Annotated in this window: 19 protein-coding genes; 11 read left to right on the top strand and 8 right to left on the bottom strand. The window is 67.3% G+C overall.

Features of this window, described 5'->3' with window-relative positions; translation table 11 throughout:
• Positions 1–497, bottom strand: a 497-nt coding sequence (locus Mth01_RS03170) for a hypothetical protein (RefSeq protein ID WP_204010788.1), incomplete at its 3' end; no start/stop codon positions are given.
• 133 nt (positions 498–630) lie between these two features.
• Here Mth01_RS03170 and Mth01_RS03165 point away from each other — a divergent pair.
• Both Mth01_RS03165 and Mth01_RS03160 read left to right on the top strand, forming a co-directional pair.
• Positions 631–1539: a helix-turn-helix domain-containing protein gene (locus Mth01_RS03165; RefSeq protein WP_055483441.1), complete on the top strand. Its 909-nt coding sequence runs from the start codon at positions 631–633 to the stop codon at positions 1537–1539.
• The gene (locus Mth01_RS03160) at positions 1536–1772 is read left to right on the top strand and encodes a DUF397 domain-containing protein (protein ID WP_055483442.1); all 237 of its coding nucleotides are present in this window, start codon (positions 1536–1538) and stop codon (positions 1770–1772) included. The genes Mth01_RS03165 and Mth01_RS03160 overlap by 4 nt, the downstream gene beginning before the upstream one ends.
• Before the next feature lie 106 nt (positions 1773–1878).
• On the opposite strand, the gene Mth01_RS03155 is transcribed toward Mth01_RS03160, so the two are convergent.
• A complete protein-coding gene (locus tag Mth01_RS03155; RefSeq protein ID WP_239089298.1) occupies positions 1879–2532 on the bottom strand; it encodes an HAD family hydrolase in 654 nt (217 codons plus the stop codon).
• A gap of 97 nt (positions 2533–2629) precedes the next feature.
• Positions 2630–2914 carry a winged helix-turn-helix domain-containing protein gene (locus Mth01_RS03150; RefSeq protein WP_055483444.1) on the bottom strand — a complete coding sequence of 95 codons (285 nt, stop codon included), beginning with the start codon at positions 2912–2914 and terminating at the stop codon, positions 2630–2632.
• A gap of 296 nt (positions 2915–3210) precedes the next feature.
• Between Mth01_RS03150 and Mth01_RS03145 the strand changes: the two genes are divergently transcribed.
• Positions 3211–3495 carry a hypothetical protein gene (locus Mth01_RS03145; RefSeq protein WP_204010782.1) on the top strand — a complete coding sequence of 95 codons (285 nt, stop codon included), beginning with the start codon at positions 3211–3213 and terminating at the stop codon, positions 3493–3495.
• A 108-nt stretch (positions 3496–3603) separates the two neighbouring features.
• Entirely contained in the window at positions 3604–3957 is a 354-nt protein-coding gene (locus Mth01_RS03140; protein WP_204010779.1) for a hypothetical protein, read from the top strand.
• A gap of 234 nt (positions 3958–4191) precedes the next feature.
• Here the strand turns inward: Mth01_RS03140 and Mth01_RS03135 are convergent, their stop codons facing one another.
• Entirely contained in the window at positions 4192–4644 is a 453-nt protein-coding gene (locus Mth01_RS03135) for a helix-turn-helix domain-containing protein (protein ID WP_204010776.1), read from the bottom strand.
• Between the two features lie 139 nt (positions 4645–4783).
• On the opposite strand from Mth01_RS03135, the gene Mth01_RS03130 reads away from it, so the two are divergent.
• The 5 genes from Mth01_RS03130 to Mth01_RS03110 are packed head-to-tail and all read left to right on the top strand — an operon-like array spanning position 4784 to position 7833.
• Positions 4784–5059, top strand: a complete 276-nt coding sequence (locus tag Mth01_RS03130) for a hypothetical protein (RefSeq protein WP_204010773.1) — start codon at positions 4784–4786, stop codon at positions 5057–5059.
• Positions 5056–5910 carry a DUF2637 domain-containing protein gene (locus Mth01_RS03125; protein WP_204010770.1) on the top strand — a complete coding sequence of 285 codons (855 nt, stop codon included), beginning with the start codon at positions 5056–5058 and terminating at the stop codon, positions 5908–5910. Before Mth01_RS03130 ends, Mth01_RS03125 begins: the two co-directional genes overlap by 4 nt.
• 12 nt (positions 5911–5922) lie before the next feature.
• Positions 5923–6984 (top strand): toprim domain-containing protein, encoded by a 1062-nt coding sequence (locus tag Mth01_RS03120; RefSeq protein WP_204010767.1) that lies wholly within the window; start codon positions 5923–5925, stop codon positions 6982–6984.
• Complete coding sequence (locus Mth01_RS03115; RefSeq protein ID WP_204010764.1) at positions 6953–7594, top strand: hypothetical protein; 642 nt, start codon at positions 6953–6955, stop codon at positions 7592–7594. The genes Mth01_RS03120 and Mth01_RS03115 overlap by 32 nt, the downstream gene beginning before the upstream one ends.
• 26 nt (positions 7595–7620) lie before the next feature.
• On the top strand, positions 7621–7833 hold the full coding sequence (locus Mth01_RS03110) for a superinfection immunity protein (RefSeq protein WP_204010761.1): 213 nt from the start codon (positions 7621–7623) through the stop codon (positions 7831–7833).
• A gap of 93 nt (positions 7834–7926) precedes the next feature.
• Here Mth01_RS03110 and Mth01_RS03105 read toward each other — a convergent pair whose 3' ends face one another.
• The 4 genes from Mth01_RS03105 to Mth01_RS30080 form a co-directional block, all read right to left on the bottom strand.
• Positions 7927–9501, bottom strand: coding sequence for a hypothetical protein (locus Mth01_RS03105; protein ID WP_204010750.1), 1575 nt, complete (start codon positions 9499–9501; stop codon positions 7927–7929).
• 154 nt (positions 9502–9655) lie between these two features.
• Positions 9656–11119: a relaxase/mobilization nuclease domain-containing protein gene (locus Mth01_RS03100; RefSeq protein WP_204010748.1), complete on the bottom strand. Its 1464-nt coding sequence runs from the start codon at positions 11117–11119 to the stop codon at positions 9656–9658.
• Entirely contained in the window at positions 11116–11541 is a 426-nt protein-coding gene (locus tag Mth01_RS03095) for a plasmid mobilization protein (RefSeq protein WP_204010742.1), read from the bottom strand. The genes Mth01_RS03100 and Mth01_RS03095 overlap by 4 nt, the downstream gene beginning before the upstream one ends.
• 167 nt (positions 11542–11708) lie before the next feature.
• Positions 11709–13022, bottom strand: coding sequence for a DUF4041 domain-containing protein (locus Mth01_RS30080; protein WP_275408875.1), 1314 nt, complete (start codon positions 13020–13022; stop codon positions 11709–11711).
• Between the two features lie 674 nt (positions 13023–13696).
• Between Mth01_RS30080 and Mth01_RS03085 the strand changes: the two genes are divergently transcribed.
• Positions 13697–14284 carry a restriction endonuclease gene (locus Mth01_RS03085; RefSeq protein WP_239089310.1) on the top strand — a complete coding sequence of 196 codons (588 nt, stop codon included), beginning with the start codon at positions 13697–13699 and terminating at the stop codon, positions 14282–14284.
• Positions 14285–14640: 356 nt separating this feature from the next.
• Positions 14641–14772, top strand: coding sequence for a hypothetical protein (locus Mth01_RS30075; RefSeq protein ID WP_268778102.1), 132 nt, complete (start codon positions 14641–14643; stop codon positions 14770–14772).
• Positions 14773–14938 lie beyond the last annotated feature (166 nt).

The following is a 14938-nucleotide window of genomic DNA, read 5'->3' as shown; positions in this document are numbered from 1 at the left end:
ACGGCCGAGGTGGTGCCGTCCAGAACCTTTCGGCCCGTCAGTTCCCAGGAGTCGGCAACGTCATCGGCCGCGGAGAGGAACAGCCGCGAGGTGGGCCATCGCTGACCGATGGCGATGGAAGCCTGCAAGCCGCCACGGTCGTGGACGGCCTTGCGGGCTTCGAGGACATCGGGCGCCGGAGCGAACAGCTCCGTCCGGGGAAAGCCAAGGAGGTGCTCCAGCACCCGCGCCGCGTCGTTGTGCGGGCGCCCGTACCAGTCGCCGGCGAACCAACGATCGAACGTGCGCCGAGCCACCGTGACGCTTGCGAGCCTGGGAGTATTGGCCTCCTTGGCGAGCGCGCGTGCCGCCTCCTCGAAGTGGCCGCAGAACACCACCCAGTTGTCCCAGTGACGCTCCTGGACCAGGAGGCGGAACAACGTGGGGCGGGGCATCGTGGCAGTCCTCCTGAGGTCGAAGGTCGGACAGGTGTCCACCAGCGCAACTAGCTGTGCCACGTGGAGCAACGGGCTCCACACCCGTCGTGTCTGTCGTTAGGATGCTCTCCTTGCACGGGGTTAGCAATATGGTTGAGCAAATTGCTCTACGGACGGTTGTGGCGACCCACGGCGAGCCGCCACACTGGCCCCCATGCCGGATATGAAGCAACCGCCGTGGTCGCTGGTGCTCAGCGAGGTCGGGCTACGCTTCGAAGAGTTGCGTGAGCGTCGCAACATGACGCAGGGTGAGGTCGCCGAGCACCCGGTGCTGCGCGAACGCGGCATCAGGATCGACAAGAGCGGGCTGAGCAGACTGGAGCGAGGCCAACGACGCCGAGTCCCGCGAGAGCTGGCCGAGGCCCTGCTCGAGTGCTACCAGGCCGACGCCGCCGAGCGCTCCGAGATCCTGCAACTCGTAAGCGCAGACACAACGCCAGCCGGTCGGCCGCGCCCAGCGCTGTGGCGGCGAAACGCGGCGCTGCTCGGCCCCATGCAGTTCGAAGGCTTCCTGAAGATGGAGCGGCGGGCCAGCGCGCTCTTCAATTACGAGAGAGCTCTCATCCCTGGGCTCCTCCAGACTCCGGGCTACGCCCGGCTTGTGATCGCCGGCATGCGTCCCGAACTGAGGCCCTCCGAGGTCAAAGCCCTCGTCGACGTCCGCATGGACCGTCAGCAGCAGGTGTCGGACGGAGCGCTTCAGGACTTCCGCGCTCTCATCGACGAGGGCGCACTCCGCCACATCGTCGGGGACCGGGCCGTGACTCAGACACAGCTGGAGCGACTGCTCGCCGAATCCGAGCAGCCGCGGAACACAATCCGAGTCCTGCCGGACTCGATCGGATGCCACCCGGGGATGGCGGGCCCCTTCGTGCTCATGCACTTCCCCGAAGCCGCCCGTGCCGTCGTATGGGTGGAGACCATGGCCAGTTCGGTGTACTTCGACGGAGAGGCGGACGTCAGGCGCTACACCGAGGCTTTCACCGATTTGTGGGAGCGGGCACTGAGCCCCAACGATACACGTGTACGTCTCAATGAAATGATCAAGGAGCTGCAGCAGTGACACCGCGCAAGCCGCACCCATCTTCGTTCGACCTGACCAACGTCGAGTGGACGATCTCCCGGCACAGTGGAGGTGGCGGAAACTGCGTTCGCGTCGCCGTCGTGGATGGCTATGTCCTGCTTGGCGACTCCCAGAACCCCGATCGTGAGCCCCAGGTGTTCACCCCTGCGGAGGCCAAGGCGTGGCTGTTGGGCGCGAAGGACGGCGACTTCGACTTCCTGCTCAAGCTTTAGAGTCGCGCCGACGAAGTCCGGCAGGCACACGATGTGCAGTTCGGCCAACTGGGCGCCCTGGTCGGACAGGTTGACGGGACCGGCTGCACCGCCCCGAGCTGTCGACCTAACCCTCGTTGTGCTTACGGATCAACTCCGGGAGCTCGGCGAGGGAGTCGATCCGGAACAGGCACCGCTCGGCTGCCCCCGGATCGTCGAGGATGTACCCCCAGGGGCCTCGGCGGATGAGCGCCGTGGCTACTCCCGAATCCTGGGCGGGCTTGACGTCGTTGTCCAGCCGGTCTCCCACGTACAGTACGGCCCCGGCGGGGCAGCCGGCCTCCTGGACGATCCGCTCGAAGAAGGCGGCGGAAGGCTTCTCGACACCCCAGCTGTCCGAGGTCCCGATCAGGTCGACCGGGAGGCCCAGGGCACGCAGGATCTTCTCCGCGCGAGCGGTCTGGTTGCCGGCCAGACCCACCAGGAGTCCCTGCTCACGCAGAGCGGCAAGGCAGGGGCGGGCGTCCTCGTAGAGGTTCTCCTCGGAGAAGCTCTCGGGCTGCCCGGCCTCGACCCGCCGCTCCCGCTCCACATGCAGATCGAATCCCGGGCGGAAGTGCTGAAAGGTCTCGCGGTAGTCCCCACCCCGGGCGATGACGGCACCGAAGACCGCGGAAAAGGTGTGCCGGGGAACGCCGAGCCAGTCGGCCCACGTGCCGTACTCGCGAGTCTCGTCGACGATCGTCTCCCCCACGTCGAAGAAGACGGCCTGAATCTTCACGTGCACCTCCGACAGAAGTAGTGGCCTTGCTCAGCCTAGAAGCCGTACACCCCCGCCTGTCGATCACAACCTCGGTCCTCAGGTTGCATCGCTCGGGTCACGTGGAGGTCGGCGCCTCCGACGGGTCGGCCGGCTGCTCCGGCCACTTGTCGCTCTGGGAGACGTAGGTGCCACGCTGGGGAAGGGTGAAGACCCATCCCTGCGTCCGCAGATAGTCGACCGCCTGGCGAGCCGTGTCCCTCGCCACGCCGTACTCCTTGACCATTTGGGATTCCGACGGAATCCGGTCGTGGGGCTGCAGCTGGCCATCCCGGATCATCCCGATCACGATTGCGGCCACCTGCCGGTAGATGGGGGTCGGATCGAATCGGTCCACGCTCATGGTCCGGGACGTTAGCCATGTAGCCCACGGCGCTCATATAGGCAACGTTGCCTACGAGGTAGACAAGAGCAACGTATTATCAGGAGCATGAGCTTGCAGGATCTCCGCCCGCAGTATGGGAACAGCTGGGCCGCTTGGAGCGACTCCCACCGGTCAACGACCCGACGGTGCCGGTTCCCAGCAGACGTACTGAACAAGACCGACCTGGCCATGACCGTTAACGCGTCCACTCTCACCGATGTGGCCGTCCGGATCGAGGAGCAGACCCGGCTCGCGACCGAGCACCTGGAGCAGGCATGATTCCTGAGCCCTACCACGGAATTCACGCCGCGATCGCGCAGGCCGGTGCGGTGATGGTCCGGTGGCTGGAGCCGCAGCGCCGCTGCGCTCGGGTCAGGGTCCGAGAGCACACCTGCGAGTGCAGGGCCCGGATCTACGAGCTGTGCCAAGCCGGCGGTCTTTCTTTCGTACGGCGGACCGACCGGACCCCGAAGGGGCCGCAGGTAATGGAGACAGAGTGGCTGCCCGCCGCCCGGGCGCGGGAGCTCTGGCACAAGATCATCACAGGTCACGCCGTCTGAACCGGGGTCAGCTCCCGCCTACCCCCTCCCGCCGAAGGGGGTCAAGGTGTGGCCCACCAATCCGACGAAAGCCCTGATCACCGTACGACTATCAAAGGAGGAGTCCACTTGGAAGGGCAACCCATCGAGACGCTCAGCGTGGGCGTCTACAGCGGGCTGGAAGCCGAGTACCAGGTTCGTAGCGGCGTCGTCTATGTCCGCGATCCCGAGGACCCCGAGCGGCGATGCACCCAGGTGAGCCTGACCCGATGGAGCAGATTCCTCATCTCTGTCAAAGCTGGGGAGTTCACGCCGCAGCAGGAAGGCGACCTGATCACCGTCGTGATCGGCGACCAGTCGCATGCCGCTGCGAGCCCTCTTCCGAGCTTCGTGATGACCAACCGGCGCACCTGGCGGCTCTTCGTCAAAGGTGTGAAGCGCGGCGAGTTCGATCACTTGAGTGATCAGCGAGCCGAGAACTGAGCCAGCTGCCCCCTCTCCAGCATCACGGGCAGCGTGACCGCCCTGCAGGACTGGCATTCGATGCGACGAGCACTTCCCCCTCAGCACGCAGGTTTTCCTACCGGGCCGTCCAGTCCGACAAAGATGGCTCGGCAAACGCCCACGTGATCAGTGGGGACCCCGCCGACACGACCGTACAGCGTACGGTACGCGGTCAGCTTATTCCCTTCTGCCTGAGAAAGCGGAAGCTGCAGGTCAGGCGTCGTGGCCGCCGTGGCGTTGGCCGCGTTCGAGGCGGGCGGCGCTGATGATGAAGTTGGCGACGATCTGGCGTCCGCCGTCGGACATCTCGGCCAGGGCGCGCAGGGCCTCGCGGTTGAGGCCGGATTCGCCGATTAAGGAGGATGCGGTCACCTGATCGGCGGTGGCTTCGGCTCCCTCGTCGTCGCCGAAGTAGCCGATCGGCACGCCGAAGAACTTCGCCAACGCCTTCAGCGTCTTGAGCTGAGGGTTGTCCGACCTCCCCGTCCGCAGCTTCCAGATCGTGGTCGACGACAGATCCTCGCCCGTCGCCTCGGAGATCACCGCTGCGGCCTCAAGGTTGTTCTTCGGCGGCCTGCTGCCCGCCGGCCAGCGGTTCTGGATCAACCACTCGATCTTGTCTGCGAGGGACCGCGTGGTGTTCACCGTGTTCGGATCGTCAGCCACTGCTCACCACATCAACTTCGAGCGACACGCACCCTGCTTCATCACTTTTAGTTGACAGACGGTGACGCAGAGTGCCTATTCTGCTCTCGTCATCAACTTCAGTTGATGGAGTCCGCCTCTCCACGCCCGAAGGTTACCGATGCCAGCCACACCAATGCGAGCACCCGACGAGAGCGCAGCGCGCCACCAAAGGCTCGTTCGACTCGGCCTGGAGGTCAGCCGCCACCGACCGGCCCGGCTGATCCGCCGCCCCAACGGCCAGTGGGCCCTCACCGTCGGCACCGAAACCGTGTACTGCGCCGGAGCCGAAGGCGTCTACGCCTATGTCACCCACCACGGCCTGATCCTCTCCCCCGCCAACGACGAGGGCATCCTCCACGCCGCCACTCACCTCGCCGGAGGTTTCACCCGGTGACCCGCAGCCTGTCTCATGCAGTTGCTCTGGCCGCCTGCGTCGTGGCCCCGCTCGTGGTCGCCTTGGCTGTACTGGGCGGGATCGGCTCGTTCGCCACGCTCCGAGCTCTGGCCGAGCCGTGGTTCGGCTCACGTGCTTGGATCGTGCCAATCGGGATCGACCTCGGCATCCTGGCCCTGCTCGCCTGGGACCTGCTGATGGAGTTCGCCGACATGCCCTGGCCCGTCCTGCGCTGGGTCGCCTGGGCGTTCATCACCGCCACGGTCGTCCTCAACATCGCCGCCGCCCACGGCGATGCGGTCGCCGGTCTCATGCACGCCGCGATGCCCGTCCTGTTCGTCACCGTCATCGAGGGCATCCGTCACCTCATCCGCCGTCTGGTCGGCCTGGCCACCGGCACCCGCCGCGAACGTGTCCCGCTGTCGCGCTGGATCCTGGCCCCGGCGTCCAGCTTCCTGCTGTGGCGGCGCATGGTGCTGTGGAACATCACCAGCTACCCCCGCGGTCTCCAGCTCGAATACCTCCACCTGCAGGCGATCTCCGACCTCCACCAGACCCACGGCCGGTGGCTGTGGCGCTGGAAGGCACCCCTGTCCGAGCGCATCGCCGTACGGCTTCAGCTCGCCGGCGCCGCCTTCCCCGCCGCAGTGCCCGCACAGGCCGAGCAGCCAGACGGCGACGAGCAGCTCATCCGGGCCGCCCAGGCGATCGTCTCGGAGGCCGAACAGCGCGGTGTACGGCTCAGCCAGATGGACTTGGCCGCCCAGCTCCGCGCCCAGGGCCACCGCATCGCCAACGAACGGCTGCGCTGGCTCGCCACCACCATCGGGCTCCGCCGCGAACCCGTCTGAGGACACGCCGTCATGCTCACCGCCATCCACCGGCACGCCGAGCGCTTCTACCAGGCTCACCTCGGCGGCAGCTGGGTCCCGGACTACCTGCGCAAGCGCGGCTTCGACGACGACGTCCAGCGCCAGTGGCGCATCGGCTACGCCCCCAATGAATGGCGCGCGCTCACCCGGCACCTGCGCCGCCTCGGCTACACCGACACCGCCATCGAAGCCTCCGGCCTGTCCCGGCGAAGCACCCGCGGCATGCTCATCGACTTCTTCCGCGACCGGGCCATGTTCCCGATCACCAAACAAGACGCGACCACGATCGCGTTCATCGGCCGCAGCCGCGACAAGGAGCCGAAATACCTCAACAGCCCGAACACCCCCATCTACACCAAGGGGCGGACGATGTTCGGCCTGCACGCATTCACCCCCGGCACAACGCCCGTGATCACCGAAGGTCCACTGGACGCCCTCGCCATCACCGTCGCCGGTCGCGGCCACCTGGCCGGGCTCGCCCTGTGCGGCACCAGCCTGACCCCCGACCAGGTCAAGACGCTGGACATCGCCCACGACCTGTCTGCCAGCGGTGTCCTGGTCGCCCTTGACGGCGACCGCGCCGGACGACACGCCGCCGCACGCGCCTACCCGCTGCTCAAAGACGCCGGTACGGCTGCGGCCCTCGTCCTCCCGGCCGACTGGGATCCGGCCTCCGTGCTCGGCGACGCCGGAGCGAACACACTCTCAACGCTGCTGCGCGAGCAGGTACGTCCGCTGGCCGACCTGGTGATCGACGCCGCCATCGAGCCCTGGCAGCGATCTCTCCAGTACCCCGAAGGCCGCATCGGCGCGCTCCGTGCAGCCGGCGCGGCGATCGCCGCCATGGCACCCCATGACGTGGCTCGGCAGGTGGCCCGAGTCGCGGCCTGGCTCAACTTCGACCACGCGACCGTCACCGAGACCACGGCCGACTCGGTCACCTCCCGCCTGGTCATCACCGACTTCCCGGTGGCGCCCACATCCGGCGGCACGGCCGCGAGATCGATGGAAAGGAGATCAGATGGAAGACCACTACGCGGACCCACTCCCTGAGGCGGCGGCCTACGGGTTCCAACGCGCCCTGCAAATAGCCCCGGCGGCTGTGACGACGGCGCAGGTCCTGCTGCAGATGAAGACCCAACGCCTCCGCGAGCAGACCGAACGGCAACGTCAGGCGGCCGAGACGCTGCACGCTCAGGAGCGGGCCGAGCATCACGCGGCACGGCTGCAATGGTTGCCCGCCAACAACCCCGCCTGGCTGCGCAGCGCCGACCTCCTGCAGGTGAGCCGCGCTTGGGGAGCCGCCATGCCGTACGCGGCGCACGACCCAGGAGCCGAACGGGCTCGGCTGAAGTGCGAAGAACGGCTCCGGCAGCTCCATCCCTACGGCATGAACCGATACGACCGGCTCCGGGCAGACGGCCTCAACCCTGCCGACGCCATGCGGCAAGCCGCGCCGTTCTTCGCCCGCGAGCCGCACCCTCGGACCGGCCACTCGGCACCTACACGCAAAGAGCTCCCCGCAGCCGTGAAACTCGCCCAGCAGGGCTTCCCCCACTCGATCAACGACACCGTGCGGGCGAACCGGTCCGGGACGACGACGGCGACAGCAGTACGCGCATCGACTCAGGGACAGCGACCTGCACCGAATCGCAAACAGTGACGGCTCGATAACGGAATGATGCGAGCATGGACGCTCTGGCGAACAGCATCGTCTTCTGGATCGGACTGATGCTGCTGCTCGTGGTGGTGTTCCTCCTACCGAGCATCATTGGTGTTTTACGTGGAGTAGAGAACTTCGCCCTACTTTTCTCCCTGAACTGCCTCGGCGGGCTGACCTGCATCGGCTGGCCGGCCGCACTGATCGCGGCATTCCTGCTCCCCAGGCGCCAAGACCGATGATGGAGCCGATGTATCTATCCTTCACAGTCGCAGTCTCACATCCGCACCCAGGGGTGACCAGAAGCTGCAGGCGCCCCAACGACGTCACTCCGATCACGAGCCCACAGTGAAGCGCTGGGCGGCGTCCGGTCGACCACAAATCGACAGCTGGCGTCCGGTCCATGCCGGTGCCGAGTGGCCTTCTATTCTGGTGATCACGCCGATGTGGTCGACCGTACACGTGATGCCGTACGGCCAGTCACCCAGGAACACGCCGAGAATGAGGTCCTCCGTGCCGCCGGTGACGATGCGGTGCAGCCGCTCTGCCGCAGCGCCGGGAGCGGCGATGACGTACAACCACGGCAGGTCCTCGGGGACACCGGAGGTGGTCCGCTGCCCCGACCGCCGGACGATCTCCACCTCCAACTCGGTCACCACATCCTGCAAGGTGTCCAGCACCACCAGCCCCGAGCTCGTCGCCTCCAGCGTTTCCTCGCCGAGCAGGCGTACGGCGTCATCGCGCGGCATGAGCACCCGGACTGGGATGTCGAGCATGAACAACAGCTCCAGCAGCAGTGCACGCGTCACGTCATCGGCACCGGGCCCGGTCAGCCCCATCCCGCCCAACGCCGCCATCGCCAGCGTGTAGCCGTAGTTCGACGGCTTCTTGTCCCCCATAGGACTGAGTTCGAAGTCGCCGACGACGGCCTGCCGCTCCAGAGTGGCGTCTTCCACCGCGTGGGCGATGGCGGGGATCTCCTGGGTGGCCATGCTGGCGCGGATCAGCCGGTCTCCTTCTCGGGTCAGGCGTGCACGCCGCCACCGCACCGCCGTGTCGGCCACCAGCTGGCGCCGTCGTCGATAGGCGATCACGAGCCCGAAAGCGGCGGCAAGACCCACGGGAATCGTCAGCGGCGACACCGGCCCCCAGGAAGCCTCTCGGTCGAGGGCGATAACCGTCGATTGTTGTTCGGGTACGGCTGCCGCCGACGCCTGCGGCACTTCCACTTCCTGGGCCGGCGGCCTGCTTTCCACGTGCGCCCGCCCTCGCGGCGGCTCGACAACGACCGCCGACCGCGCAACCTGCTTGCCGTTCCTGGCGACGACCTCCCGGATCGGCACTGAGGCCAGCGTAGGCGTGGGTGACTCGCTCACCCGCGAGACCAGTGTGAGGTCCTTCTCAGGTCGCTCACGATGATGCTCGTGATGGTGTCGGACCGGCTGTGTCCGTTCCACCTGCACCTTACGGTCAGGAACGCCGGCGGGCGCCGAGCTGCCAGGCGTCGGCGTGGTCACGACTTCGGGTGGCGGCTGGCTCACCGAGGCTCGCGGCACCGGCTGCGCCGGTTTCGCGGGACGGGGAAGCTGCTCCTGGCGTTGCGGCTCGGGCACCGCCTGCGGCTGCTGCCCTCTCACCGAATTCCGCACCGCCTGGCCCAGATCGAACCGCTGACCGGTGACCAACCAGTTGCGCACCTGCCCCCGCATCTCGTCGCACAGCTTCGCCTCATCGACGTACCGGCCCGCCGTCTCACCCAGATGTGGGCATCCGGCATCGCCGTACGCGCGTACGCTCCCTGAAATCCCCGGGGCCGCCACCGCGGCGCATGACAGCAGCCCGACGACCGTCCAACGGCCTACCTGGGCAAAGCGACCACGGCCCAGCAGACGAAGCTCCGCGGCTGTCACGACGCACCCCCGTTGATCGCGAAGCGACGATGATCCGTCACCTTACGCAAACAGCGGCGCCGACTCGGAGAAGATCGAAGCGCGTCGCGTAGATCAAAGAATGATTTTCCCCCTCGCTCCCCCTATCAAGAAGGACAGTGCCACGAGGAGGTGCCTATCGGCGCGGACGCCTCGGCCCAGAAGGCCTCGGAGGACCGGCGGAACGACCGGAAGAGCTGGGCAGCGTGCCGGGATTCGGCCGATTCGACTGCGGGAAGTCCGCCGCGGCCAGCCGTACCGGGGCCCTCGCCGGGAGCGCGGTCGTCACGGTTCCGCCGAGGCAGCGGGCCGCCACCCGCGCGGCCGTCGCCTGAGCCGTCCGCCCTTGTGCGGCACGCAGCTCGGCCACCGCGTTCACCAGCCGTACGACGTCGGCGATGAGTGAGGTCCCCGAGGGCATCCGATCCGCCCTGGCCAGCATCCGTATCGCCCGGCGCAGCCTCACCCCAGACGGCGTACCCTGAGGAACCCGGGCGTACGGCTCCCGCGCTGCCCGATCGAACGCCTCGGCCGCGTCCCTCAGCCGTCGGTCCTTCAGCACATCAGCGGCCACATGCAGCAGATTAGAGGTGGCGCCGGCCAGGTCGCCCGCAGCTCCCGGGTCCCCGGCGGCGGCGTCACGCAGACGCTCGGCCGCCTGCCCGGCCGCCGCCGACACCTCCTCCCACAACTCCCAGCGCGGACTCACCCTGACGCCCTCGCCCAGGCTGTTCCCCTCGCTCCTGGTGGCCGTTCCGCCGTTCCACCGGGCACGGAGTTTCGGAAGAGTGAGGTCGGCCGCCAGCCTGCCTCCGCCGAACCAGACCGGCTCCCCGCTGCGGTTGCGGTGGGACGGCAGCGCGACCGCGTACCCGGTCACCTCGCCTGGGCTCCGCCGGCTCATCCGCTTGCGTACCAGCACCCCGGATTCCTCCAGCGCGCGGAAGAACTCCTCTTCCGAGCCCGCCCCGGCCGCGGCGGTGACCACATGCCGGCGCAGGGCCACGCGCGGGACCTCGGTCCACTGTTTCCTTTTGGTCTGTTCGGTCTCGCTCCGGGTCGGTCGCCGGGCCGCCGTACGGTCCCCCGGCGCTGTCACTCTCAGCCCATATCGCCGCTCGACCGCCTGGCAGGCCTCCCGCACCCGATAGAAGTCGTTCCAGGTCCTCGGCTTGGTGCCGTCCTGGCGGGCGAGCGTGGCCACGATGTGGATGTGGTCGTCGGCGTGCCGTACCGCCACCCAGCGCACCCCGTCGTCATCCCCGTCACAGGCAAGCCCGGTCCGGTTCATGATCTCGTGGGCGACCTGAGCCCACTCGTCGTCGTCCAGGACGCGGTCCTCACGAGCGGCCCGGGCGACGCAGTGCCACACCGGCTCGGCATAGCCTTGGTCGCCGAGCGCGGCCAGCGGTTGGTTGAGCAATCCGATCAGATTCCGGAAATTCCGCCCGCCATCCGGCCGGAGAGGCGGTTCCAGTTCGGCCGGATGCCGCCACCCCGCCACGATGTGCGGGTTCACGTGCTCGTTGGCCCGGCCCGGGCCGTACAGGTAGTACAGCAGTCCGCCGGCCCGCCGCCCGCGCATCACCTTCCCGATCATCCGATCGCCTTCCGGACTGCTTCCGCGATTCCGTCCAAACGCTGTACGGCCCGCAAGCAGGCGGCGGCGTACGGAACAAGGTTGCCGGGATCGACCCCGGTAGCGTTCAGCCCGGCGACCGCCTGGTTGAGGTTCACACCGATGCGGCGCACCTGGCCCGAAGCACGCATCAGTTCGACCAGCGCCTCACGCAGCGGGTCCGGCATCGGCGGGTTGGCCATCCGCGCCGCCGCCAGCGTCGCCTGTGCCGCGTACGCCCCCTGCGCCAGCCCCAGCCGCTCGGCGGCCTGGCGGAAGTCGGCGTACTCCTGTTCGGTCAGCACGAACTTGACCACCCGCGACCGCGGCACGGCCTGCCGCTCCCGCCGCCGCAGCCTTTTCGCTGCGGCGGTTGGCCCTACCTCTTCTCCCCCGTCCGCCATGCCCCTTGCCCCGCTCCCGGACCGCGCTCGGTCCACAAAATGATCAGAACCCACCCCCGCAGCACCAGCGAGAGTGGGTGGGTCTGGTCATGAATGTCCCCCTCGACATCCCGCTGGATGCGCAGGTAAGGGGACATTACGAATATCTTGCTCCCGCGTCTGCGGGCTCAAGTGATCAGTGCGGGTGATGCCTGCTGCGCTGCCGTTGACTGGCGCCATTCCAACGCTTCGGGCACATCGCGGTACTCCAGCAGGTGCTGGCCGGCGATCTGCTCCAGCAGACCGCGGACATCGGCGGGAGTGGCGTAGAAGAACTCCCGGCGCAGGTTGACCCGGTTGACGCGCCGGTCGGCGAGCTCATCGTGGAGCCGTCCCTCCAACGCGACGGCGTCCTCACTGAAGATCAACGCGTGGGTGTCGAACCGGAACGGCACAGAAGCGTCCCCCAACTCCCGGACCCGGTCCTCAGGCTCCAGCCGCCGGGTCATGCCGATCTTCACGACGTTCTCCCCGAACGCGCCGATATTGGAGATCACATACACGTAGCCGGCCCGGACGTTGGCCTGGCGCGCCTCCACATCGGCGACCGCCGCGCCGATCTCCTCAAGCTTCGTCTTCAGTTCCTCCGCTCCCACCGTGTCGCCCTTGTTGATCAGCTTGGCCAGCGCGGTGCGGTAGTGGGTCTCCTCCTTGCGCAGGCGGGCCTTCTCCCGCTCGAACTCCCGGCGCGCGGCCTCCTCCTCACGCTGCCGCTCCCGCTGGGCCCGGACCTGTTCCTTCTCCTCCTCGACCTTGGCCAGGTAGTCCGCGGTCAGCTGGAGTTCGTACACCCGCAGGCGGTGGTAGTCGTCGCTCACACGGATGTCCATCGTCTTGCCGAGCTTGACGATCGCATCACCGGCCTTGGTCAGCCGGTCGATCGCCGACTGCAGCTTGTACGGACGCATCGTCCTCACGCAGTTGTCGGCCTCGGCGTTGTAGGCCCGCAGCATCAGCTTGGAGAAGTCCCGGACCATCCGGCGTCCCTCGGCGGCCGACCCGTTGACCGTCCAGTTCGTCGCCCCGAGCACGGCCTGCCCGCCCCGGGCCATGCTCTTGATCTGGTCCTTGATCTCGGCCAGCTTCGCCTTGTACGCCACCGCATCACCCAGCGGATGCTGGTACTCGTAGACGCCGACCTCCTGCAGCAGCGCGACGTCCTCGGTCTGCACGACCTGGGCCTCGATCTCCCGCAACCGCCGGTTCGCGTCCTCGATCGCCCCCTGCAACCGGCTCTGCTCGACACGCAGATCCTCGGTAGCCGCCGAGATCTGCATCGCGTCCATCACACCGAACCGCTCGACCCACTCACGCAGCCCCGCGTTCTCCGCCTCCAACCGAGCCTTCCCCGCCCCCAACCGAATCTTTTCCGCATCCAGCTCCGCGTTCTGCTCCTCCAACCGAGCCTTCCCCGCCTTCAGCCCCGCGTTCTGCTCCTCCAACCGGATCTTCTCAGCCTCCAGCTCCGCGTTCTGCGCTTTCAGGCGTTTCTTACCGCTGAACAGCCCACCACCGCTGGAGCGTTCCGGTACGGAAGCCTTCGCGGACGGTGCGGCATGACGACCACGCGCGGCAGCCGACGCGGGGGCGGGAGCATCTGTCTCGGCGACCCAGAATTGCCAACCTGCCGGAGCAGGCGGCCACGACGGATCCGGCTGCCACCCCTGCGGAGGGCGCCATCCTCGCGGCGGGACCGGCCAGCCCGGCGGCACATTGAACCGATACTCCCTCATCGGCGCCCTCCCTCGCCTCGCCCCGGCGGCTCATACCGGGTCGACAACAAGGACGGCTACCGGATCACGGCGGTGCACACGAATCCCACGCTGCTTCTCCATCGTGACCGAAATGAGAAACGCCGCTCTTCAGTGCAGTGTCACGGCGGACCTAAAGACGGCCGTCAACCGGGAGAACGGGAGCATTCCGCACTAACTGTCATATAAGTGCTCGATTCACGGAAATTGTCAGTCCGAGGAATCAGAGTAGGCGGTAACTCTCCCCAGCTTCTCGGAGGCATGCGATGGCACGACGACGTCCCCCCGTCCGTCGACGCTCCCGGCGACGGAGGAACGACCCGGCCTGGTTCTTATGGCCGGTCGCCGCAATCCTCCTGATCGTGATGGTCAAACGGCTCATTGAGTTCATCACCGCCAACTGGCCGCTCGTCATCGTCATCACGATCGTGACAGCGATCGGCATCATAGGGGCCCTGCTCCTGCGAGCCCGGGTGATCGAGGCACGACGACAGGAATGGCTGAGAGACAACGCCCGTCTGGAGAAAGCCGACCGGATGACCGGCAGTCAGTTCGAAGCCCTCATCGAAGCCCTGCTCCAGCGTGACGGCTTCCACAAGGTGCACCGGATCGGCGGCAGCGGCGACGGAGGCGTCGACATCGTCGCAGTCGCATCCACCGGAGAGCGGTTCGTCGTCCAGTGCAAGAGGTGGGCGAAATCAGTTGGCTCTCCGGAGATACGCAACCTTCTCGGCGCACTGCACGCCTACCCCGGTCATCGTGGCGTCCTGGTCACCACAGCCGACTTCACCGGCCCCGCCAGACAGTCCGCAGCGAGCACCGAACTAATCTTGATCAACCGCGTGCAACTCGCTGCATGGCTGGCAGGCTCCTCCGTCCTCGCCTTGCCCTCCCGCGCACGCCACGGTTATCGGTCTTCACACCGTCCCGGTGGTACCGCCATTCCAGAGTGACCCCTCACCCTCGGCGGAGCACTCGATCAGCAGACCTCAACCGCTGCCCCTGAATGGCGCGCGCACTGCGGACGGTGCGCTCCGAAGGAGCATCGAATGGAGTTCCAGGTTCTCGGCTCGTTCACCCACGCCTTCACAACTCCATCAAACACAATGCGCACATGGTCGATTCCTTACAGTAATATTGCTTGCCCCGGAGAGCTACGCCACCTCTGCGGCTCCGTACGTGAACCCTCGTTCGCCCTCCATGGAAGATGTTGAGGCCCGTGAACCACCCCTGGATCATCTACCTGCGAGCCTGTCTGTCCGTTCGGATCTACCGCGCCCGGATGGCCCCGACACGTGGAGCCTCAGCCGTGGAGTGGGTGATCATCACGGCCATCATCGCCGGGGTCGCCCTGGGCCTGGCCACTCTGATCAAAAGCGTGGTGGAACAGAAGCAGGGCGATATCCAAGCCAACCTCAGCGGCGGCAGCGCCGGGGCGTGACCTGGTCCCGGCACCGACCGCCGCTGTCGGCGTCTCCTCTGCGTATAGGGGGGCGAGCCCGTCAGCGCCCTCCCGGCCACACCGGGGGCCTGCAGACACCCCACTGGATGTGGTTGTTCGCGTCGACCTTCCCCTGACACAGTTTGAAGACCTTGACCGACCCCAA

The sequence above is a fragment of the Sphaerimonospora thailandensis genome (assembly GCF_016863115.1).
Classification (GTDB): domain Bacteria; phylum Actinomycetota; class Actinomycetes; order Streptosporangiales; family Streptosporangiaceae; genus Sphaerimonospora; species Sphaerimonospora cavernae.
Note: the sequence above shows the minus strand (reverse complement) of the source record. Positions and strands in the feature narration are given on the sequence as shown.

Coding starts and splice junctions, on each gene's coding strand:
- Mth01_RS03120 (WP_204010767.1), top strand. CDS start 5,923: ATGCTCACCGCCATCCACCGGCACGCCGAGCGCTTCTACCAGGCTCAC.
- Mth01_RS03100 (WP_204010748.1), bottom strand. CDS start 11,119: ATGATCGGGAAGGTGATGCGCGGGCGGCGGGCCGGCGGACTGCTGTAC.
- Mth01_RS03145 (WP_204010782.1), top strand. CDS start 3,211: ATGATTCCTGAGCCCTACCACGGAATTCACGCCGCGATCGCGCAGGCC.
- Mth01_RS03110 (WP_204010761.1), top strand. CDS start 7,621: ATGGACGCTCTGGCGAACAGCATCGTCTTCTGGATCGGACTGATGCTG.
- Mth01_RS03085 (WP_239089310.1), top strand. CDS start 13,697: ATGGTCAAACGGCTCATTGAGTTCATCACCGCCAACTGGCCGCTCGTC.
- Mth01_RS03150 (WP_055483444.1), bottom strand. CDS start 2,914: ATGAGCGTGGACCGATTCGATCCGACCCCCATCTACCGGCAGGTGGCC.
- Mth01_RS03130 (WP_204010773.1), top strand. CDS start 4,784: ATGCCAGCCACACCAATGCGAGCACCCGACGAGAGCGCAGCGCGCCAC.
- Mth01_RS03165 (WP_055483441.1), top strand. CDS start 631: ATGCCGGATATGAAGCAACCGCCGTGGTCGCTGGTGCTCAGCGAGGTC.
- Mth01_RS03095 (WP_204010742.1), bottom strand. CDS start 11,541: ATGGCGGACGGGGGAGAAGAGGTAGGGCCAACCGCCGCAGCGAAAAGG.
- Mth01_RS03115 (WP_204010764.1), top strand. CDS start 6,953: ATGGAAGACCACTACGCGGACCCACTCCCTGAGGCGGCGGCCTACGGG.